This window comes from Pseudomonas sp. MF09156 (genome assembly GCF_059862305.1).
In genome coordinates this window covers 455,206-475,467 of sequence record NZ_JCBCUR010000001.1, presented here as the reverse complement: position 1 = coordinate 475,467, position 20,262 = coordinate 455,206, and the positions used below count along the sequence as shown (strand labels likewise).

The window sequence follows — 20,262 nt, the reverse complement described above, 5'->3', positions numbered from 1 at the left end:
CCCGCCTGATCACTCAGGCGGGGCTTTTATGCATCAGGGGTAAGGCTGGCTTACATCATGCCGCCCATGCCACCCATGCCGCCCATGTCTGGCATACCGCCGCCAGCCGAGCCTTCTTTCTTCGGTGCATCAGCGATCGCAGCTTCGGTGGTCAGGATCAGACCGCCGATGGAGGATGCCGCTTGCAGCGCGGAACGAGTCACCTTGGTAGGGTCCAGGATGCCCATTTCGATCATGTCGCCGTAGACGCCAGTCGCAGCGTTGTAACCGTAGTTACCTTTGCCGTTCTTGACTTCGTTGACCACAACGCTCGGCTCGTCGCCGGAGTTGGCAGCAATCTGGCGCAGCGGTGCTTCAACAGCACGACGCAGTACAGCAATACCCACGTCCTGGTCAGCGTTGTCGCCGGTCAGACCTACCAAGGCTTCCAGGGCACGGATCAGCGCAACGCCACCGCCAGGTACCACGCCTTCTTCGACGGCTGCGCGGGTTGCGTGCAGGGCGTCTTCAACGCGGGCTTTCTTCTCTTTCATTTCAACTTCGGAACCAGCGCCAACCTTGATCACTGCAACACCGCCGGACAGCTTGGCCAGGCGCTCTTGCAGTTTTTCACGGTCGTAGTCCGAGGAGGTTTCAGCAACCTGGGCACGGATCTGGGTGATGCGCGCCTGGATGTCCTGCTCCACGCCAGCACCGTCAACGATGATGGTGTTTTCCTTGGAGATGGTCACGCGCTTGGCGCTACCCAGGTTTTCCAGGGTGGCACTTTCCAGGCTCAGGCCGATCTCTTCGGAGATAACGGTACCGCCAGTCAGGACGGCGATGTCCTGCAGCATGGCCTTGCGACGATCGCCGAAGCCTGGAGCCTTGACGGCTGCGACTTTAACGATACCGCGCATGTTGTTCACAACCAGAGTCGCCAGGGCTTCGCCTTCAACGTCTTCGGAAACGATCAGCAGTGGACGGCCGGCTTTGGCAACGGCTTCCAGTACTGGCAGCATTTCGCGGATGTTCGAGATCTTTTTGTCGACCAGCAGGATCAGCGGGCTGTCCAGCTCGGCAACCATGGTCTCTGGCTTGTTGACGAAGTACGGGGACAGGTAGCCACGGTCGAACTGCATGCCTTCTACAACCGACAGTTCGTTTTCCAGGCCAGTGCCTTCTTCAACGGTGATCACGCCTTCTTTACCGACTTTTTCCATGGCTTCGGCAATGATGTCGCCGATGGAGCTGTCGGAGTTGGCGGAGATGGTGCCTACCTGAGCGATAGCCTTGGTGTCAGCGCATGGCTTGGACAGGCTTTTCAGCTCAGCAACGATGGCGATGGTCGCCTTGTCGATGCCGCGCTTGAGGTCCATCGGGTTCATGCCGGCAGCGACGGCTTTGTAGCCTTCGTTGACGATTGCCTGAGCCAGAACGGTGGCGGTGGTGGTGCCGTCGCCTGCGTCATCGTTGGCACGGGAGGCAACGTCTTTGACCAGCTGCGCGCCCATGTTTTCGAAACGGTCTTCCAGTTCGATTTCTTTGGCGACCGAAACGCCGTCCTTGGTGATGGTCGGAGCGCCGAAGCTCTTCTCGATGATCACGTTACGGCCTTTCGGGCCCAGGGTCGCTTTTACTGCGTCAGCCAGGATGTTGACACCGGTGAGCATTTTCTTACGGGCGGAATCGCCGAATTTAACTTCTTTAGCAGCCATGATCGATATTCCTTAAATACTTTGTAGTAACGGGAAAATGAGCGGGGAAATCAGCCTTCCAGGACAGCGAGAATCTCGTTCTCAGCCATCACCAGCAGGTCTTCGCCGTCGATTTTCACAGTGTTGCTGCCGGAGTAAGGACCGAATACAACCTTGTCACCCACTTTCACAGCCAGCTCACGTACTTGACCGTCTTCCAGCGTCTTGCCTGGGCCAACTGCGAGGATCACACCGTGGTTGGCTTTTTCAGCAGCCGAACCTGGCAGAACGATACCGCCAGCGGTTTTCTTTTCTTCTTCGCTGCGACGGATAACGACGCGGTCGTGCAGAGGACGAAGCTTGCTCATTGTCGATCTCTCCTAATTGTAAGTTTCATCGGCCGGTATCAGTACCGGCTGGTGGTAGTCCGGCGGTGCCGGTCGCGGTTCGCCAAGCGAAACGCGGAAGTCTGTCTGGTGTCGCCACCAGAAACCTTGCGGTGACCGTTACATAAGGGCGTATATGCTTATTACAAGGGCCAGCGGTGAAAATTTTTACTCCGGCAAGGCACCCGCAGGGGCCATGCCAGGGAGGGTATTACTTGGAGTCGCGGTGCTCGAACTCGCCTTCGATCACATCACCTTCACGCCCCAGCGGCTGGCGAGGTGCCGGGCCGCCACGGGGTTGCAGGTCGTCGGCAAAGGCACGCTGGCGGATCGCCGCTTCTTCGGCACGCTGGCGCAGCTTGCCCGCCAGCAACCGACGGGTGAATGGCAACAGCAGGATCAAACCGAGCACATCGCTGACAAAACCCGGCACGATCAGCAGGCCACCGGCCAAGGCCATCATCAGGCCTTCGAGCATGGTCTGGGCCGGCAACTCGCCACGGTTCAGGCTTTCACGGGCACGCAGTGCCGTGGCCAGGCCGGCGATCCGCAGCACGAACACGCCGAGCATCGAGCCGAGAATGATCAGCAGCAGCGCCGGGAAAAACCCGATAGCCCCGCTGACCTTGACGAATACGAACAGCTCCAGCACCGGAAACAGCAGAAAGAGCAATAAAAAAGGGCGCATCAAATGGTTCCTCAACGCAAGAATGCCTTGCTACTAGACCTTAGATGACGTCGCCCTTTCGTGAATTCAAGCGTGTGTGACGGCTTTTTTCGGCCAAGCCTCGGCATGGGCCAGGAAAACCAGGGCCTCGCGCACTTGTGTCGGAGTGTTGCAAGTATCCGCAAAAGGCAACCAGTGCAAGCCCTGGCCGATGCGCAAATGCATGCCCTCGCTGTCGATGCCGGCCAGTTGCGCCGGCTCGAAGGTCGGCAGGCCGGCCAGTTCGACATAGTGGGCGATGGCCTTGGTGTGATCGCTGTTCATGTGCTCGATCATGCTCAACTCGGCCTTGCCGGCGAACGGGTTGGCCAGGGTCAGATGATCCACCCAGTGGATCGCCCCGAAACCGCCGATATAGCGATGCCGCACCGGCTTGAGGACCCAGAAATCAAAATCATGGGCCTTGTGGTAGTTCGCCGAATCCGGGAAGTACCGATAGTAACGCTCGGCGGCGGCAGCAATGGCCGCCTCGTCCTCGAGTTTTTCGGCTTCGGCAAGATAGGTGAGGCGCCCGACGGCCTGCACGTCATCCGCCTCACGCTCACCCACCAGCAACGAACATTTAGGGTCTTTTTGCAGGTTATGGGTGTGCTGGGCAATACGGCTGATCAGGATCAGCGGCCGGCCCTCGGCGTCCAGGCAGTAAGGCACCACCGAACCAAAGGGGAAGCCGGGCATGGCTTTGGAGTGTGTGGCGAGCGCCCCACGGTATTCCTTGAGCAGTAGTTCTCGGGCATTCTTGGCGACGTGGACGCTCAACTTATGACTCCTTCGATAAATTCCGTCAAAAAACGGACTTGGGCAACCGCTTAAATCTGCTCACAGGACATGCGAATGCATCTCAACGACAAAGTAATCATTATCACCGGCGGTTGCCAGGGTTTGGGCCGTTCCATGGCCGAGTATTTTGCAAGTAAAGGTGCCCACCTGGCGCTGGTGGACCTCAATCAGGAAAAGCTCGATGCGGCAGTGGCTGCATGCCAGTCCCATGGCGTCACCGCGCGTAGCTATCTATGCAATGTGGCAGACGAAGAACAGGTGACCTACACCGTGGCACGGATCGCCGATGATTTCGGCGCGATCCACGGTCTGATCAACAACGCCGGGATCCTGCGCGATGGCCTGTTGCTCAAGGTCAAGGACGGCGAGATGACCAAGATGAGCCTGGCCCAGTGGCAGGCGGTGATCGACGTCAATCTGACCGGCGTGTTCCTCTGCACCCGCGAAGTGGCGGCGAAGATGGTGGAGCTGAAAAACCAGGGCGCCATTATCAATATCTCGTCGATCTCCCGCGCGGGTAACGTGGGCCAGACCAACTATTCGGCGGCCAAGGCCGGCGTGGCGTCGGCGACGGTGACCTGGGCCAAGGAACTGGCGCGCTATGGCATTCGCGTGGCGGGCATTGCGCCGGGCTTTATCGAGACCGAGATGACCCTGGGCATGAAGCCCGAGGCGCTGGAGAAGATGACGTCGGGGATCCCGCTCAAGCGCATGGGCCGCCCGGAAGAAATCGCCCATTCGGCGGGATATATCTTCGAGAACGACTATTACACCGGGCGCATCCTGGAGCTGGATGGCGGGTTGCGCCTGTAACAACGCCGAAAAACAACTGTGGGAGCGGGCTTGCTCGCGATAGCAGACTGGTCAGTTAACGAATATGTCGACTGATACATCGCTATCGCGAGCAAGCCCGCTCCCACATTAAAAGTCCGCATTCGTACCGTGGCAGGCTTACCAGGTCACGCCAAAACCTGCGGTGTAACGGGTCTTGCTCAAGTCGCTGTCCGAACCGCCGCTGATGATGTCGCGCTCGGCCTTGAGATTGAGCGAGGCCCATTCAGTGACTTTGTAGCGCAGGCCCATTTCGGCATCGAGGGCGTAGTCGGCAGGACCGGCCAGGGGCTTGCCCACTTCGCCGTTGGTGAAGAACTCCACGGTCTTGCCGATCAGGTAGCGGTTGTAGTCCCACTTCATGGCCAGGGAATAGAAGTTGTCCTTGCCGCCGTCCTGGTATTCATAGTCAGTGCGGTTGAGCAGCGAGCCGAGGGAGAACGCGCCCAGTTCATCATCCCAGAACTGATAACCCGGACCGGTACCGACGGTGCGCTGGCGACGCAGGTCTTCAACCCTGTCGTGCTTGTAGGTCAAGCGCCCCTGCCAGAACCACTGGTCGGTAATAAAGCGGTCCAGCGCGTACTCGGCACTCCAGTTGTCGGTGGTGACCACATCGTTCTGGAATTCGCGGTTGTATTCGCCTTCAGCGATATGCCGCCACTTGCCGTGACGGGCGGTGGTCTTGAAGTCGATGTCATAATCGTCGGTGTCTTTTTCCGCACGCTTGTAGTCCAGCGCCACGTCGACGTTGCCCTTCCACACCAGATCCTCGATCACCGGCTTGGGCTTGATGATCTGCTGGATGCTGGCCAACTCCACCGTCTTGGGCGTCTCGCCGTTGGCCAGGACCACCTTGCCATCCTCCGCCGGGTGCAGGGACTTGGCCTTCTCGCCGGTGTAGGCATCCTGCTTGACCAGCAGTTCCTGGTCGCTTTCCAGGGTTTTCACCTGCTTCCAGTCCACCGGGATTGCACCCGCGTATTCGGTCTGGATCAGTAGTTTGCCGCCGTCGAAAACCTTGATCTTGCCGGTCAGGCGATCACCGTTTTTCAACCAGACCGTATCGGCCAGCACAGGGGTAGAAGCAGTAAAGACAGCGAGGCACAACAGGGTTCTGGACAACATAAGCGGTTACGGGGCTCAAGTTTGGCGAAAAAGGAGGCATTATCGGCGTAGCTGAAGTCTTAGCAAGGACTGACTCAAGGTTTTCTATTGAGTTCAATTCTCAACGGCATTTTTACAGACGTTTCTTACATATCGACGACCAATTTCAACCGAGCTGCCAGAACAGTGAACGAGCCCGCCGACACCCCGCAAAACCCGGCCGAAATGCGCCGTACCGCGCTGTACCTGACCTTGGCCCAAGTGCCCGAAGGCTGCGTGGTGAGCTACGGCGAACTGGCGCACCTGGCCGGCCTGGGGCGCGCCGCACGCTTCGTGGGCCGCACCCTGAGCCAGCTTCCCGAGGGTTCCAAGTTGCCCTGGCACCGGGTAGTCGCCGCCGGCGGTCGGATAAGTCTGCCTGTGGGTAGCGCTTCGGGCGATGAACAACGTGCGCGTTTGCGCAGCGAAGGTGTCAGTATCCTGAACAATCGCGTTGATATTCAGCGTCATGGCTGGCGCCCGGTAGAGCACAGCGGTTAGAGTGCGCGCTTTGTTTCCGTAAATCTGAGGCAGACTCCAGCCCATGCCCCGTAAAACCTGGCGCGCCGCGCTCGCTGCCTATGCCAGCCCCTCGACGTTAGTGCTGTTACTGCTCGGCTTCGCCGCCGGTCTGCCTTACATGTTGGTGTTCTCGACGCTCTCGGTCTGGTTGCGTGAAGCCGGTGTGGCGCGCGAAACCATTGGCTATGCGAGCCTGATCGGCCTGGCCTATGCGTTCAAGTGGGTCTGGTCACCACTACTGGACCAATGGCGCCTGCCGCTATTGGGCAAGCTGGGGCGTCGTCGCTCCTGGCTGGTGCTGTCCCAATCCCTGGTAATTCTCGGCTTGATCGGCATGGGCTTCTGCGACCCGCAGAAACACCTGTCCTGGCTGATCGCCATTGCCGTTATCGTGGCATTTGCCTCCGCCACCCAAGACATCGCGGTAGACGCCTATCGCCTGGAAATCGCCGACGACAGCCGCCAGGCCGCACTGGCCGCCAGCTATATGTCCGGCTACCGTATCGCCGCCCTGCTGGCCACCGCCGGCGCGCTGTTCTTTGCCGAGGGCTTTGGCTCCACCGGCTTTAACTACAAACATTCGGCGTGGACCGGCACCTATGTGCTGTTCGGCGTACTGATGATCCCCGCCCTGCTCACCAGCTTTTTCATGCGCGAACCCGATGTGCCGTTGCGCACCCAGTTGCAGGCCGGGCGCTATACCTTTGCCCACCAACTGATGTCGGTATTCGTGTTGATCGTCCTGCTGGTGTCGGTCCCGGCGATGTTCACCCAGCTGTACAACACTGACTTTGCCAGCGTGCTGTTCGAAGGCGTGAGCCTGTTCGACCTGCTGCTCGAAGACCGCGCGTTCCTGCGCGCCATCCTCTATATCACCCTCACCACCCTGTGCCTCTCGGCCATGGGCCGCCGGGGCCTGGCGCCGGTGCTGACGCCGGTCAACGACTTTATCCTGCGCTACCGCTGGCAGGCCCTGCTGCTGCTGGGGCTGATCGCCACCTACCGGATGTCGGACACGGTGATGGGCGTGATGGCCAACGTGTTCTATATCGACCAGGGGTTCACCAAGGACCAGATCGCCAGCGTCAGCAAGATCTTCGGCCTGATCATGACCCTGGTCGGCGCCGGCATGGGCGGCCTGTTGATCGTGCGGTTCGGCATCCTGCCGATCCTGTTTATCGGTGGTATCACCTCGGCCGGCACCAACCTGCTGTTCCTGATGCTCGCCGACATGGGCGCCGACCTGCAGATGCTGATCTTCACCATCTCCCTGGACAACTTCAGCTCGGGCCTGGCGACTTCGGCGTTCGTCGCCTACCTATCGAGCCTGACCAACCTTAAGTTCTCCGCCACCCAGTACGCCCTGCTCAGCTCGATCATGCTGCTGTTGCCACGGTTGATCGGCGGGTACTCGGGGGTCATGGTGGAAAAGTTCGGCTATCACAACTTCTTCCTGATCACCGCGCTGCTCGGCGTGCCGACACTGCTGCTGATTGCCTTGCATTGGTACCAGGAAAGCCGACGGATCCGTTTGAACCCGCCCGAAGAAGGCTGATACCTGTGGGAGCGGGCTTGCCCGCGATAGCATCACTGCGGTTTGCCTGACACACCGAGGCGCCGGCATCGCGGGCAAGCCCGCTCCCACAGAAATCCCGTCAGCACCTGATGCCTGTACTCTGGCGGCGACCGCCCGTACAATCCCAGGTCACTTCAAGTCCAAGCAACCGACAACGGCCTACCATGCGTACCAGTCAATATTTGCTCGCCACACAGAAAGAAACGCCTTCCGATGCGGTCGTGATCAGCCACCAGCTGATGCTGCGCGCCGGTATGATCCGCAAACTGGCCTCTGGCCTGTACACCTGGCTGCCCATGGGCTTGAAGGTGATGCGCAAGGTCGAAGCGATCGTTCGCGAAGAAATGAACGCCGCCGGCTCTCTGGAAGTATTGATGCCGAGCACTCAGCCGGCTGAACTGTGGCAGGAATCCGGGCGCTGGGAAGAGTACGGCCCTGAGTTGCTGCGCTTCAAGGATCGTCATGGCCGCGACTTCTGCGCAGGCCCGACCCATGAAGAAGTGATCACCGACCTGATGCGCAACGAGTTGAGCAGCTACAAACAGCTGCCCCTCAACCTGTATCAGATCCAGACCAAGTTCCGTGACGAAATCCGCCCACGCTTCGGCTTGATGCGTGGCCGCGAGTTCATCATGAAGGACGCCTATTCGTTCCATGCCGACCAGCCTTCGCTGCAGGTCACCTATGACCGCATGCACCAGGCCTATTGCAACGTGTTCACCCGCCTGGGCCTGAAATTCCGCCCAGTTGAAGCGGACAACGGTTCCATCGGCGGCGCGGGCTCCCATGAGTTCCACGTGCTGGCAGAGTCCGGCGAAGACGATATCGTCTTCAGCGACGGCTCCGACTACGCGGCCAACATCGAGAAAGCCGAAGCGGTGCCACGGGAAACTTCCCGTCCTGCGCCGGCTGAAGAGCTGCGCCTGGTCGACACCCCAGACACCAAGACCATCGCGGCCCTGGTCGAAAAATTCAATCTGCCGATTGAAAAGACCATCAAGACCCTGATCGTGCATGCCGAGGAAGAAGGCAAGCTGATCGCCCTGGTTATCCGTGGCGACCACGAGCTCAACGAAATCAAGGCTGCCCAGCAACCTGGCGTGGCCAGCCCGCTGGTCATGGCTTCGGACGCCGAACTGCGTGACGCCATTGGCGCCGGCGCTGGTTCCCTGGGCCCGCTGAACCTGCCATTGCCGATCATCATCGACCGTTCCGTCGAGCTGATGAGCGACTTCGGCATCGGCGCCAATATCGACGACAAGCACTACTTTGGCGTCAACTGGGAGCGTGACCTGCCGGTTCCAACCGTGGCCGACCTGCGCAACGTGGTGGCCGGTGACCCAAGCCCGGACGGCAAGGGCACCCTGGAAATCAAGCGCGGCATCGAAGTGGGGCACATCTTCCAGCTGGGCAACAAGTACAGCAAGGCGATGAAGTGCGAAGTGCTGGGCGAAAACGGCAAGCCGGTGACCCTGGAAATGGGCTGCTATGGCATTGGCGTTTCCCGCGTGGTGGCGGCTGCCATCGAGCAGAACCACGACGACAAAGGTATTATCTGGAGCGACACCCTGGCGCCGTTCCAGATCGCCCTGGTACCGCTGCGCTACGAAACCGAGCAGGTTCGCGAAGCCACCGACAAACTGTATGCCGAACTGACGGCCGCCGGTTTCGAAGTGCTGCTCGATGATCGCGACAAGAAGACCAGCCCGGGCATCAAGTTTGCCGACATGGAACTGATTGGCATCCCTCACCGGATCGTGGTCAGTGACCGCGGCCTGGCCGATGGCAATCTGGAATACAAGAGCCGGACCGAAGCCCAAGCCCAACCGTTGCCGGTGGCTGACGTGCTGCCCTTCCTTCAGGCGCGTATTCGTCGCTGAAAACCAGATCAAGAGAAGTCATGTTCAAGCGAAACACCAAAGCCCTGGGGGGCGCCGCCTTGTGCGGCGCCCTGCTGGTCAGCGGCTGCGCCAATCAGATGTCGCAGCGTAGCGAGCACGAGGAACGGATCGAGCGCAAGTTGCTCGACCACAGCCTGCAGATCGATGTCGGCGAACCCAAGGTGCTCGAACTGCCGCAACGCCGCGTGCGCATTCATGAACAGCGGACTTTCGAAGTCACTGAATTTGAAGTCACGCGCCATTATGATCGCTACACGCCCTACCAACCCTGGCGCGAACTCTACGAGATCCCGCTGGGTGCGGTGGCAGTGGTGGCGGGCGCCGGGGCCAACGTGGCGAACATCTTTGCCCTGGGCAACCTCCCGGACAGCATGACCCATGACTGGATCAGTTACGGCGTGGCCGGGCTCAACCCGTTCATGAACGTGCAGTCCCACGGCCGGGCGCAACAGAACCTGGCGGGTATCGATGAAATCCAGCGTGACCGCCGCCTGGAGTACACCAGCCTGCCGTGGAGTGAGCGACCGGTGCAGGTCAAGGCCGGCAAGCAGACCCACGAGATGACCACCGATCGCAACGGCGTCCTGCGCCTGAACCTGTTGGACAGCCCGTTTGCCGAACAGGATTTGAGCCAGGTCCGCACCTTGCGGATCAGCATTGAAGATGCCCAGGATGATGTGCATTCGGACTCATCCCTGGCCATCAGCACGACCTTGCGCGGCAAGCTGCTGGAAGCCCACGCCTTAATCTACGACGACCTGGAGGATGACGAAGTCAGCCAATGGGTGCATCGGGTCAAGCGCTTGTCGGAACTGGGCCTGGAAGAAGAAGCCAGCGAACTGGAACAGAGCCTGATTGAACTGACCCGCAATGATCCCGAATTGCAGCAGGAATTTCTCAAGGCGCTGACCAAGGATGGCGGCCGGCTGGTGGCGGATCCGGGTACCCGCTGAGGCAGCACTCAATGTAGGAGCGGACTTGTGTGGGAGCGGGCTTGCCCGCGATAGCGGAGTGTCAGGTTAGATACATTCGACTGACCCACTGCCATCGCGGGCAAGCCCGCTCCCACATAAGGCCCACCTCCAGCCATCTACCAGGACAGCTCCAGCTGTTCATTCCCCACGCTCAAGTCGAGCAAGCGCACGCCAATCCCCAGTAACCGCACCGGCTTGCCCCCACGATTGAACGCCTGGGTCAGCAACTGCTGGTAACTCTCCAGGTCCCGCCCCGCCCCCGCCTGCTCCAGGGTGGTCTGGGTAAAGTCATGGAACTTCACTTTGACAAAGGGTTTGCCCGGTCGATAACTGCTGTCGATGCGCTGTATGCGCCCGGCCAGGGTCGCCATCAGTTCCGGGAGTTTTTCCAGGCAACTGGGCAGGTCCGGCAGGTCGACGTCGTAGGTGTTTTCTACACTGATCGATTGCCGGCGGCTGTCGTTGTGTACCGCACGCTCATCAATCCCACGCGCCAAACTCCACAACCGCTCACCGAAACTGCCGAACTCCCGCACCAGCGCCAGCTTGTTCCACTCGCGCAATTGCAGGCAGTCCTCGATCCCCAGGCGTGCCAGCTTGTCGGCAGTGACCTTGCCGACGCCATGCAGCTTGCTTACCGGCAGTTGCGATACGAAATCTTCCACCTGGTCGGGGGTGATTACAAACAGCCCATTGGGCTTTTTCCAGTCGCTGGCGATCTTGGCCAGGAACTTGTTGGGCGCCACCCCCGCCGAAACCGTGATATGCAACTGGTTGGAGACGCGCCGGCGGATATCCTGGGCAATACGCGTGGCACTGCCGCCGAAATGCGCGCAATCGGAAACATCCAGGTAAGCCTCGTCCAGCGACAGCGGCTCGATCAGATCGGTGTAGTCGCAAAAAATCGTTTGAATTTCCTTCGATGCTTCTTTATAGGCATCCATGCGCGGCTTGACGATGGTCAGGTCGGGGCACAGCTTCAATGCATGGCGCGATGACATCGCCGAACGCACACCGTAGGCTCGCGCCTCGTAGTTGCAGGTGGCGATCACCCCGCGCCGGTCCGCCGAGCCACCCACCGCCAGGGGCTTTTGCGCCAGGCTCGGGTTATCCCGCATTTCGATGGCAGCGTAGAAGCAATCACAGTCGACATGGATGATTTTGCGCTGCGTCATATAAAGAGAGGCGTGGTCAGGACATAAGTAGACGGATCGCCAGTATCGCATTCACACCTGTATATAGCACCAGTACTTTGAATCATCTGACAAAGTGGTAGGAAAAAACCTGGATGAATTCATTTTTTCAATCGAACAACACCCTCCAATAGAGCTGGAAGCCACGGCTAGACTGGCCGCAACCCCATACTGCCCTTGCCTTGGAGAGCTAACCGATTGAAGCACAAGCGCTTTTCTTGGAATCAGCAGTTGACACACTGCCATTCCTCTGTAGAATGCCGACACACAGACGCGGGATGGAGCAGTCTGGTAGCTCGTCGGGCTCATAACCCGAAGGTCGTCGGTTCAAATCCGGCTCCCGCAACCAAACATCAAGAAAGGCTACTCGAAAGAGTGGCCTTTTTTGTGCGTGCAGGTTTTTGCCCTGCTACTCCCGGCGATGCGCCAGGGCAGTGAAAAGTCTTTTTCAATCGAGCACTTAGGCTAATTTGCAGTTATTTTGCGCTTTATGTCATTAACGGTTGACACCTCGTCGTTGCGCTGTAGAATGCCGCCCACAGACGCGGGATGGAGCAGTCTGGTAGCTCGTCGGGCTCATAACCCGAAGGTCGTCGGTTCAAATCCGGCTCCCGCAACCAAACATCAAAAAAGGCTACTCGAAAGAGTGGCCTTTTTTGTATCCGCAGAAAAAGTTCTTTTGAAACAATGGCATGGCATCTTTCATGAAACCGCCCGCGGGTTTCAGAGTCCATCCATTTGCAAGCTATGCTCAAGTGTCGAGCGCGTCCTTGCGCGACCAATGGACGCTGTCGCCGGGACCGGTGATCCGCGTTACTATTTGTAATTATTTTGTACATAGGGATTGGTAACTTGGCTGGATACCCCCATCCTGTCGCGCACAATCCACGAGGTGATTGATGCGCGCCAATTCGTCTGAACCACAAGACACTGTCACAGCCACACAACCGATCGCCCCCACTCGCCTGCGCTGGCTGGATCTGTTGAGCAAGTATCGCCAACCCATTGGGCTGGCGGTCACTCTGCTGCTGTTTGCAATTGCCTTGATCGCCTGCCGCCACCTGCTGCTAGAGCTGGATCTATACGCCCTGCACGACTCGATCCTGGAAGTACCGAAGCCCGCCTTGCTGGGCGCCTTTGCCGCCGCGATCGCAGGTTTCATCATTCTATTGGGCTACGAATTTTCCGGCGCACGCTACGCCGGGGTAAAACTGCCGGCCAAGACCCTGGCCTACGGCGGCTTTACAGCATTCGCCATCGGCAATGCGATTGGCCTGTCGATGCTGTCCGGTGGTTCGGTGCGCTACCGCCTTTATGCACGGCATGGCATCGGGGCTTCGGAAGTGGCCCATATGACCGTGTTTGCCAGCCTGGCACTGGGTTGCGCCTTGCCGCCGCTCGCCGCCCTGGCCACGTTGAGCAACCTGCCCGCCGCCTCCAACGCCCTGCATCTGCCCGCAGCGCTGCTCGGCGGCATCGCAGGCGCGGTGCTGCTGCTGTCAGCCGTATTGTGTATCGGGATTTATCGTCGGCGCCTGCCAGAGCAGCCCTACCCCGACAACCTGCTGGTCAAGGCCGGCCGCCGCACCTTGCGCCTGCCTGGGCGCCGCCTGACGTTCCTGCAACTGATCATCACCGCGTTGGATGTCGCCGCCGCCGCTACCGTTCTTTATATGTTGCTGCCAGAAGCCCCGCCCTTTGGCCCGTTCCTGCTGGTGTACCTGCTGGCGCTCGCGGCCGGTGTGCTCAGCCATGTGCCTGGCGGTGTCGGCGTATTCGAGGCGATCCTGCTCGCCGCGTTTGCCGACAAGCTCGGCGCCGCACCACTGGCCGCCGCGCTGCTGTTGTACCGGATGATCTACGTGGTGCTGCCATTGCTGATCGCGTGCATCTTCCTGCTGATCAACGAAGCCCAGCGCCTGTTCCAGACCCAACAAAGCCTGCGGGTGGCCTCAGGCCTCGCGGCACCGGTGTTGGCCGTGCTGGTTTTTTTGTCCGGGGTGGTGCTGCTGTTCTCCGGCGCCACCCCGGAAATCGACTCACGCCTGGAAAACATCGGCTTCCTGATTCCCCACCGCCTGATTGACGCCTCGCACTTTGGCGCCAGCCTGATCGGCGTGTTGTGCCTGTTGCTGGCCCAGGGCCTGCGTCGACGCCTGTCGGCAGCCTGGATGCTGACCATGGTGCTGTTGCTGGTGGGCGCCCTGCTCTCACTGCTCAAAGGCTTCGACTGGGAAGAAGCCAGCCTGATGACCATCACTGCGGTGCTGCTGGCAATCTTCCGGCGCTCGTTCTACCGCGCCAGCCGCCTGACCGAACTCCCGTTTTCCCCGCTGTATCTGGTGGCCAGCGTGTGCGTGCTGGGGGCGTCGATCTGGCTGCTGCTGTTCGCCTATCAGGACGTACCTTACAGCCATCAACTGTGGTGGCAGTTCACCCTCGACGCCAACGCCCCGCGTGGCCTGCGCTCGCTGCTGGGCGCCGCCATCTTGCTGGTGATTGTGTCGCTGACCTGGTTGTTGCGCACCGCCCGCCCGGTGATCCACCTGCCGACCGCCGATGAGCTGGAGCGTGCCACCAAGATCCTGATGGCCTCCTCGCAACCCGACGGCGGCCTGGCACTGACCGGCGACAAGGCCCTGCTGTTTCACCCCAACGACGAAGCGTTCCTGATGTACGCCCGGCGCGGCCGCAGCCTGGTGGCCCTGTACGACCCGATCGGCCCGACCCAGCCACGGGCCGAGATGATCTGGCAGTTTCGCGACCTGTGCGACATCCACCACGCCCGCCCGGTGTTCTACCAGGTACGTGCGGAGAACCTGCCCTTCTATATGGATATCGGCTTGACCGCGATCAAGCTGGGCGAAGAAGCCCGGGTCGATCTCAAGCGCTTTGACCTGGAAGCCAAGGGCAAGGAGATGAAGGACCTGCGCTACACCTGGAACCGCGGGACCCGGGATGGCCTGTCCCTGGAAATCTTCGAGCCGGGCCAGGCGCCGATGGATGCCTTGAAAGTCATCTCCGATGCCTGGTTGACCGGCAAGAACGTGCGCGAGAAGGGCTTCTCCCTGGGCCGTTTCAGCGACGAGTACCTCAAGCATTTTCGCATTGCGGTGATTCGCTTCGAGGGGCAGCCGGTGGCCTTCGCCAACCTGCTTGAGACCTACAGCCATGACCTGGCCAGCCTGGACCTGATGCGTGCGCACCCGGATGCGCCAAAGCTGACCATGGAGTTCATGATGGTCGGCTTGATCCAGCACTATAAGAGCCACAACTATGCACGCTTCAGCCTCGGCATGGTGCCGCTGTCGGGCCTGCAACCGCGCCGTGGCGCACCGCTGACCCAGCGCCTGGGCTCGATGGTGTTCCGCCGTGGCGAGCAACTGTATAACTTCCAAGGTTTGCGCCGCTTCAAAGACAAGTTCCAGCCTGACTGGGAACCTCGTTACATGGCCGTGCCCGCGGGACTTGATCCGCTGGTGGCACTGGCCGATACCGCCGCCCTGATCGCGGGCGGCTTGACTGGATTGGTGAAACGCTGATGATTCGACGCTCCTGGCGGTATGTATTGGCAAGTCTGGTGGTGCTGGCCCTGATCCTGGGTGGCGGCTACTGGTACTGGAATCGCCCCGCCCCCCAACCGACCCTGGAGCAACTGCCCCAGGCCGACGGCTCGACCCTGACCCGTGTGACCCCTGGCACCACCCCCAAGGCTCGCGTAGCCGTCGCCGTACTGGCCGACGCCAGCCTGAGCGACAGCCAACTGATTGCCCTGAGCCAGGGCGGCAGCGCACAGATCGTGCAAGTGATCCTGCCCAAGGACGACTGCAAGCTGCAGGAGCAGGCCTTGCAAGCAGCCCTGGGCCAGCTCAAGGGCCCGGCCACCCTGGTCAGCGGCATCGGCCCTGGCGCGGCACTCGCCTGGCGCTGGCTGGCGACACAGAACGACGACAAGGCCAATGCCATCTCCGTGGGCTTCGCCCTGGTCCAGGAAGGCTGCAAGGACCCACTGCCCAAGACCGCCGCCCACGGCAACTGGCTGGTCGCCTGGAACGATAACCCTGACGACGAAAGCGCCAGTTTCGTACGCGATACCCCGCGCGCCACCACCAGCATCAGCGACTACGACATCAATTACCCGCAAGTGCTGAACAACGAACTGCGCAAGCAACTGGTGGGTTCGGACAATGGTGGCCTGGCGATCCCGGTGGTGGAAGTGCCGGCCGGCCAGGCCAAGGACACCGTGACCCTGTTCCTTTCCGGTGACGGCGGTTGGCGCGACCTCGACCGCGACGTGGCTGGCGAGATGGCCAAGATCGGCTACCCCGTGGTCGGCATCGATACCCTGCGCTATTACTGGCAGCACAAAAGCCCGGAGCAGAGCGCTAAGGACCTGACCGAGCTGATGCAGCACTATCGGCAGAAATGGGGCACCAAGCGCTTTGTGCTGACGGGTTACTCGTTCGGCGCCGATGTATTGCCGGCCATCTACAACCGCCTGCCGGAAGCCGAACAGCAACGGGTAGACGCGATAATCCTGCTGGCCTTTGCCCGCACGGGCAGCTTTGAGATCGAAGTGGAAGGCTGGCTCGGCAATGCCGGCAAGGAAGCCGCCACCGGCCCGGAAATGGCCAAGCTGCCGGCGACCAAGGTGGTGTGCATCTACGGTGAGGAAGAAGTCGACGAGAGCGGCTGCACCGACAAGAGCGCCGTGGGCGAAGCCATGAAGCTACCGGGCGGCCATCACTTCGACGAGAACTACCCGGCACTGGCCAAGCGCCTGGTGGATATCATCGAGAAGCGCCAGGTCAAGGCCGAGTAATACCCCATAACGGTAGGAGCCGGCTTGCCGGCCCCTCAAGGTGATCAGCCAGTTTCCCAAGGTACAAAAAAGCCCCCGCTACCGCATGGCAACGGGGGCTTTTTGTTGGAGTTACATTTCTACCTGGGTCCCCAACTCAATCACCCGGTTCACCGGCAACTTGAAGAAACGCAGGTTGCCGTTGGCGTTCTTCAGCATGAAAGCAAACAACCCCTCGCGCCAGCGCGCCATGCCTTCGAGCTTGGAGGCGATGACCGTCTCGCGGCTGAGGAAGTAGGTGGTACGCATAGGACTGAAGTCCAGGTCGTCCAAGTGGCACAGTTTCAGGGCTTCGGGCACGTCCGGCTCATCGGTAAAGCCAAAATGCAGAATCACCCGGAAGAAGCCGTCGCCGTAGGCGTCTACCTCGAAGCGGCGCTGGGCCGGGACGCGCGGGATATCCTCATAGACCACCGTCAGCAGCACCACCTGCTCGTGCAGCACCTGGTTGTGCAGCAGGTTATGCAGCAAGGCGTGGGGCACCGCGTCCGGGCGGGCGGTGAGGAACACCGCCGTGCCCTGCACGCGATGGGGCGGCTGGACGCGGATGCTGCTGATAAAGATCGGCAGCGGCAACCCGCCCTCGTCCAGGCGTTCCACCAGCAATTGCTTGCCGCGCTTCCAGGTGGTCATCAGCACAAACAGCACAATCCCCGCCAACACCGGGAACGCACCGCCCTGCACCACTTTCGGCACGTTGGCCGCAAAGAACAGGCCATCCACCAGCAAAAAGCCCAGCAATACGGGCACGGCCAGGACCGGCGGCCATTTCCACAACAGCAGCATCACGGCGGAAACCAGGATGGTGGTCATCAACATGGTCCCGGTCACAGCTACCCCGTAGGCCGAGGCCAGGGCGCCCGAGGACTCGAAGCCCAGCACCAGCAGGATCACGCCGACCATCAGCGACCAGTTCACCGCGCCGATATAGATCTGGCCCTGCTCGGCGCTGGAAGTGTGCTGGATATGCATGCGCGGGATGTAGCCGAGCTGGATCGCCTGGCGCGTCAACGAGAACGCACCGGAAATCACTGCCTGGGAAGCAATCACCGTGGCCAGGGTGGACAAGCCCACCAGCGGCAGCAAGGCCCAGCTTGGCGCCAGCAGGTAGAACGGGTTGCGCGCGGCCTCGGGATCACCGAGCAACATCGCGCCCTGGCCAAAATAGTTGAGCACCAGCGCCGGCAGCACCAGGATGAACCAGGCTCGGGCAATGGGTTTGCGGCCGAAGTGGCCCATGTCGGCATACAGCGCTTCGGCGCCGGTCAAGGCCAGCACCACGGCGCCGAGGATTGCTACGCCGATACCCGGATGGACCATGAAGAAACGCACACCCCACATCGGGTTCATCGCGTTGAGCACTTCGGGGTGCTGGACGATGCCATAGACGCCCAGGCCGCCCAGCACCAAAAACCAGGTGACCATCACCGGCCCGAACAGCTTGCCGATGCGGTCGGTGCCATGTTTCTGGATCAGGAACAGCCCTACCAGCACCACCAACGCCACGGGCACGACCCAATGCTCAAGGCCGTCGAACGCCAGTTCCAGGCCCTCGATGGCCGACAACACCGAAATCGCCGGGGTGATCATGCTGTCGCCATAGAACAGCGCCGCGCCACACAGGCCGCACACCACCAGGAAACTGCGCAGCCGCGGATGATTGCCCGCCGCCCGTCGGGCCAGCGCCGTCAGCGCCATGATGCCGCCCTCGCCCTGGTTGTCGGCGCGCAGCACGAACAACATGTACTTGATGGACACCACCCAGATCAACGACCAGAAGATCAGCGCCAGGATCCCCAGCACCCCATCATGATTGACCTGCACCCCATAACTGCCGGAAAACACCTCTTTAAGGGTGTAGAGCGGGCTGGTGCCGATATCGCCATAAACCACCCCGACCGCCGCCACCAACATGCCGATTGGCTTTGCGCTGGAATGCCCGGCACCCGCCGCCTGACTATTTACCTGACCCATCAACCACTCCTGCCCTTTTGACCTGAGGTCTTTTATAAACAGCCCAGCTATACACTTAAGCCCAAAGCTAAGCTATACACAGCATGTGCCGCTGTACTTCTGGTAACAGATTATTTGTTGACTACCAACCTAGCCCCGGTGCAACGGCGCGCAGCATAGCGCAGCACTCGTCGTATTTCCCTGCATAAAGCTGGTCAAGTGCGTTTCCCGTCGCTAGAATTGCGCACTTTTTGATCAGAGGCACATCAAGTGCCCGTCCGCTGCCCTGTCGTGCCCGACCGGCGGCGTCATTCAATACCGAGGTTAGACATGTCCACCACCATCGCAAAAGCCAACCCCAAGGTTGGCTTTGTTTCCCTGGGTTGCCCGAAGGCGCTCGTCGACTCCGAGCGCATCCTCACGCAACTGCGCATGGAAGGCTACGACGTCGTGTCCACTTATCAGGACGCCGATGTGGTGGTGGTCAACACCTGTGGCTTCATTGACTCAGCCAAGGCAGAGTCCCTGGAAGTGATCGGCGAAGCCATCAAGGAAAACGGCAAGGTCATCGTCACCGGCTGCATGGGTGTGGAAGAAGGCAATATCCGCAACGTGCACCCAAGCGTGCTGGCCGTGACCGGTCCGCAGCAGTACGAGCAGGTGGTCAACGCCGTGCACGAGGTAGTGCCGCCGCGCCAGGACCACAACCCGCTGATCGACCTGGTGCCACCCCAGGGCATCAAGCTGACCCCGCGGCATTATGCGTACCTGAAGATTTCCGAAGGCTGCAACCACAGCTGCAGCTTCTGCATCATCCCGTCGATGCGCGGCAAGCTGGTCAGCCGCCCGGTGGGCGATGTACTGGACGAGGCCCAGCGCCTGGTCAAGTCTGGCGTCAAGGAACTGCTGGTGATCTCCCAGGACACCAGCGCCTACGGCGTCGATGTGAAGTACCGCACCGGTTTCTGGAACGGCGCGCCGGTGAAAACCCGCATGACCGAACTGTGCGAAGCCCTGAGCAGCCTGGGTGTGTGGGTGCGCCTGCACTACGTGTACCCTTACCCGCACGTCGACGAATTGATCCCGTTGATGGCCGCCGGCAAGATCCTGCCGTACCTGGACATCCCGTTCCAGCACGCCAGCCCCAAAGTGCTCAAGGCCATGAAACGCCCGGCCTTCGAAGACAAGACCCTGGCGCGCATCAAGAACTGGCGCCAGATATGCCCCGAGCTGATCATCCGCTCGACCTTTATCGTCGGCTTCCCCGGCGAAACCGAAGAAGACTTCCAGTACCTGCTGGACTGGCTGACTGAAGCCCAGCTGGATCGCGTCGGCTGCTTCCAGTACTCGCCGGTGGAAGGTGCCCCGGCCAACTTGCTGGACCTGGCCGTGGTGCCGGATGACGTCAAGCAAGACCGCTGGGAGCGCTTCATGGCCCATCAACAGACCATCAGCTCGGCCCGCCTGCAACTGCGTATCGGCAAGGAAATCGAAGTGCTGATCGACGAAGTGGACGAGCAAGGCGCGGTCGGCCGTTGCTTCTTCGACGCACCGGAAATCGACGGCAATGTATTTATCGATGTCGCCAGCGGCCTCAAGCCAGGCGACAAGGTCTGGTGCACGGTCACCGACGCCGACGAGTACGACCTCTGGGCGCAAAAACGCGACTAAGCTGTAAAAAATTGAAAAAGCCCTGCTTCTGGACAAGATGCGGGGCTTTTTTAGGTCTATCGTTT

General features: G+C 60.5%; 15 protein-coding genes and 2 tRNA genes. 10 read left to right on the top strand and 7 right to left on the bottom strand.

Features of this window, described 5'->3' with window-relative positions; translation table 11 throughout:
* Positions 1-50: 50 nt before the first annotated feature.
* From groL to AC19YY_RS02165, 4 genes are all read right to left on the bottom strand, one after another.
* On the bottom strand, positions 51-1,697 hold the full coding sequence (groL, locus tag AC19YY_RS02180; RefSeq protein ID WP_169954612.1) for a chaperonin GroEL: 1,647 nt from the start codon (positions 1,695-1,697) through the stop codon (positions 51-53).
* A 50-nt stretch (positions 1,698-1,747) separates the two neighbouring features.
* Complete coding sequence (locus AC19YY_RS02175; protein WP_172311979.1) at positions 1,748-2,044, bottom strand: co-chaperone GroES; 297 nt, start codon at positions 2,042-2,044, stop codon at positions 1,748-1,750.
* A gap of 229 nt (positions 2,045-2,273) precedes the next feature.
* Complete coding sequence (locus AC19YY_RS02170) at positions 2,274-2,750, bottom strand: FxsA family protein (RefSeq protein ID WP_057439377.1); 477 nt, start codon at positions 2,748-2,750, stop codon at positions 2,274-2,276.
* A gap of 66 nt (positions 2,751-2,816) precedes the next feature.
* Positions 2,817-3,548, bottom strand: a complete 732-nt coding sequence (locus AC19YY_RS02165) for a HugZ family pyridoxamine 5'-phosphate oxidase (RefSeq protein ID WP_169954610.1) — start codon at positions 3,546-3,548, stop codon at positions 2,817-2,819.
* Between the two features lie 75 nt (positions 3,549-3,623).
* On the opposite strand from AC19YY_RS02165, the gene AC19YY_RS02160 reads away from it, so the two are divergent.
* Positions 3,624-4,382 (top strand): SDR family oxidoreductase, encoded by a 759-nt coding sequence (locus AC19YY_RS02160; RefSeq protein ID WP_500603820.1) that lies wholly within the window; start codon positions 3,624-3,626, stop codon positions 4,380-4,382.
* 138 nt (positions 4,383-4,520) lie between these two features.
* Here AC19YY_RS02160 and AC19YY_RS02155 read toward each other — a convergent pair whose 3' ends face one another.
* On the bottom strand, positions 4,521-5,528 hold the full coding sequence (locus AC19YY_RS02155) for a DUF481 domain-containing protein (protein WP_169954608.1): 1,008 nt from the start codon (positions 5,526-5,528) through the stop codon (positions 4,521-4,523).
* Between the two features lie 165 nt (positions 5,529-5,693).
* On the opposite strand from AC19YY_RS02155, the gene AC19YY_RS02150 reads away from it, so the two are divergent.
* The 4 genes from AC19YY_RS02150 to AC19YY_RS02135 all read left to right on the top strand — a co-directional run bounded on the left by AC19YY_RS02150 (position 5,694) and on the right by AC19YY_RS02135 (position 10,498).
* Positions 5,694-6,047 (top strand): MGMT family protein, encoded by a 354-nt coding sequence (locus tag AC19YY_RS02150; RefSeq protein ID WP_169954607.1) that lies wholly within the window; start codon positions 5,694-5,696, stop codon positions 6,045-6,047.
* 43 nt (positions 6,048-6,090) lie between these two features.
* Complete coding sequence (locus tag AC19YY_RS02145) at positions 6,091-7,623, top strand: AmpG family muropeptide MFS transporter (RefSeq protein WP_169954606.1); 1,533 nt, start codon at positions 6,091-6,093, stop codon at positions 7,621-7,623.
* A gap of 185 nt (positions 7,624-7,808) precedes the next feature.
* Positions 7,809-9,524 carry a proline--tRNA ligase gene (locus tag AC19YY_RS02140; protein WP_029295351.1) on the top strand — a complete coding sequence of 572 codons (1,716 nt, stop codon included), beginning with the start codon at positions 7,809-7,811 and terminating at the stop codon, positions 9,522-9,524.
* A gap of 20 nt (positions 9,525-9,544) precedes the next feature.
* Positions 9,545-10,498, top strand: coding sequence for a hypothetical protein (locus tag AC19YY_RS02135; protein ID WP_169954604.1), 954 nt, complete (start codon positions 9,545-9,547; stop codon positions 10,496-10,498).
* 137 nt (positions 10,499-10,635) lie between these two features.
* Here AC19YY_RS02135 and dinB read toward each other — a convergent pair whose 3' ends face one another.
* Positions 10,636-11,694 (bottom strand): DNA polymerase IV, encoded by a 1,059-nt coding sequence (dinB, locus tag AC19YY_RS02130; RefSeq protein WP_500603819.1) that lies wholly within the window; start codon positions 11,692-11,694, stop codon positions 10,636-10,638.
* Between the two features lie 290 nt (positions 11,695-11,984).
* Between dinB and AC19YY_RS02125 the strand changes: the two genes are divergently transcribed.
* The 4 genes from AC19YY_RS02125 to AC19YY_RS02110 all read left to right on the top strand — a co-directional run bounded on the left by AC19YY_RS02125 (position 11,985) and on the right by AC19YY_RS02110 (position 16,534).
* Positions 11,985-12,061, top strand: a tRNA-Met gene (locus AC19YY_RS02125).
* 194 nt (positions 12,062-12,255) lie between these two features.
* Positions 12,256-12,332, top strand: a tRNA-Met gene (locus AC19YY_RS02120).
* Between the two features lie 279 nt (positions 12,333-12,611).
* Entirely contained in the window at positions 12,612-15,254 is a 2,643-nt protein-coding gene (gene mprF, locus AC19YY_RS02115) for a bifunctional lysylphosphatidylglycerol flippase/synthetase MprF (protein WP_170041861.1), read from the top strand.
* The gene (locus AC19YY_RS02110; RefSeq protein ID WP_500603818.1) at positions 15,254-16,534 is read left to right on the top strand and encodes a virulence factor family protein; all 1,281 of its coding nucleotides are present in this window, start codon (positions 15,254-15,256) and stop codon (positions 16,532-16,534) included. Before mprF ends, AC19YY_RS02110 begins: the two co-directional genes overlap by 1 nt.
* 111 nt (positions 16,535-16,645) lie before the next feature.
* On the opposite strand, the gene AC19YY_RS02105 is transcribed toward AC19YY_RS02110, so the two are convergent.
* Complete coding sequence (locus AC19YY_RS02105) at positions 16,646-18,547, bottom strand: potassium transporter Kup (RefSeq protein WP_169954600.1); 1,902 nt, start codon at positions 18,545-18,547, stop codon at positions 16,646-16,648.
* A gap of 309 nt (positions 18,548-18,856) precedes the next feature.
* Between AC19YY_RS02105 and rimO the strand changes: the two genes are divergently transcribed.
* Positions 18,857-20,197, top strand: coding sequence for a 30S ribosomal protein S12 methylthiotransferase RimO (gene rimO, locus AC19YY_RS02100; protein ID WP_500603817.1), 1,341 nt, complete (start codon positions 18,857-18,859; stop codon positions 20,195-20,197).
* Positions 20,198-20,262 lie beyond the last annotated feature (65 nt).

Excerpts from the sequence above, each read along its gene's own strand:
- dinB (WP_500603819.1), bottom strand. The coding sequence starts at position 11,694 with ATGACGCAGCGCAAAATCATCCATGTCGACTGTGATTGCTTCTACGCT.
- AC19YY_RS02110 (WP_500603818.1), top strand. The coding sequence starts at position 15,254 with ATGATTCGACGCTCCTGGCGGTATGTATTGGCAAGTCTGGTGGTGCTG.
- AC19YY_RS02175 (WP_172311979.1), bottom strand. The coding sequence starts at position 2,044 with ATGAGCAAGCTTCGTCCTCTGCACGACCGCGTCGTTATCCGTCGCAGC.
- AC19YY_RS02135 (WP_169954604.1), top strand. The coding sequence starts at position 9,545 with ATGTTCAAGCGAAACACCAAAGCCCTGGGGGGCGCCGCCTTGTGCGGC.
- AC19YY_RS02145 (WP_169954606.1), top strand. The coding sequence starts at position 6,091 with ATGCCCCGTAAAACCTGGCGCGCCGCGCTCGCTGCCTATGCCAGCCCC.
- groL (WP_169954612.1), bottom strand. The coding sequence starts at position 1,697 with ATGGCTGCTAAAGAAGTTAAATTCGGCGATTCCGCCCGTAAGAAAATG.
- AC19YY_RS02170 (WP_057439377.1), bottom strand. The coding sequence starts at position 2,750 with ATGCGCCCTTTTTTATTGCTCTTTCTGCTGTTTCCGGTGCTGGAGCTG.
- AC19YY_RS02155 (WP_169954608.1), bottom strand. The coding sequence starts at position 5,528 with ATGTTGTCCAGAACCCTGTTGTGCCTCGCTGTCTTTACTGCTTCTACC.
- mprF (WP_170041861.1), top strand. The coding sequence starts at position 12,612 with ATGCGCGCCAATTCGTCTGAACCACAAGACACTGTCACAGCCACACAA.
- AC19YY_RS02160 (WP_500603820.1), top strand. The coding sequence starts at position 3,624 with ATGCATCTCAACGACAAAGTAATCATTATCACCGGCGGTTGCCAGGGT.
- rimO (WP_500603817.1), top strand. The coding sequence starts at position 18,857 with ATGTCCACCACCATCGCAAAAGCCAACCCCAAGGTTGGCTTTGTTTCC.
- AC19YY_RS02140 (WP_029295351.1), top strand. The coding sequence starts at position 7,809 with ATGCGTACCAGTCAATATTTGCTCGCCACACAGAAAGAAACGCCTTCC.
- AC19YY_RS02105 (WP_169954600.1), bottom strand. The coding sequence starts at position 18,547 with ATGGGTCAGGTAAATAGTCAGGCGGCGGGTGCCGGGCATTCCAGCGCA.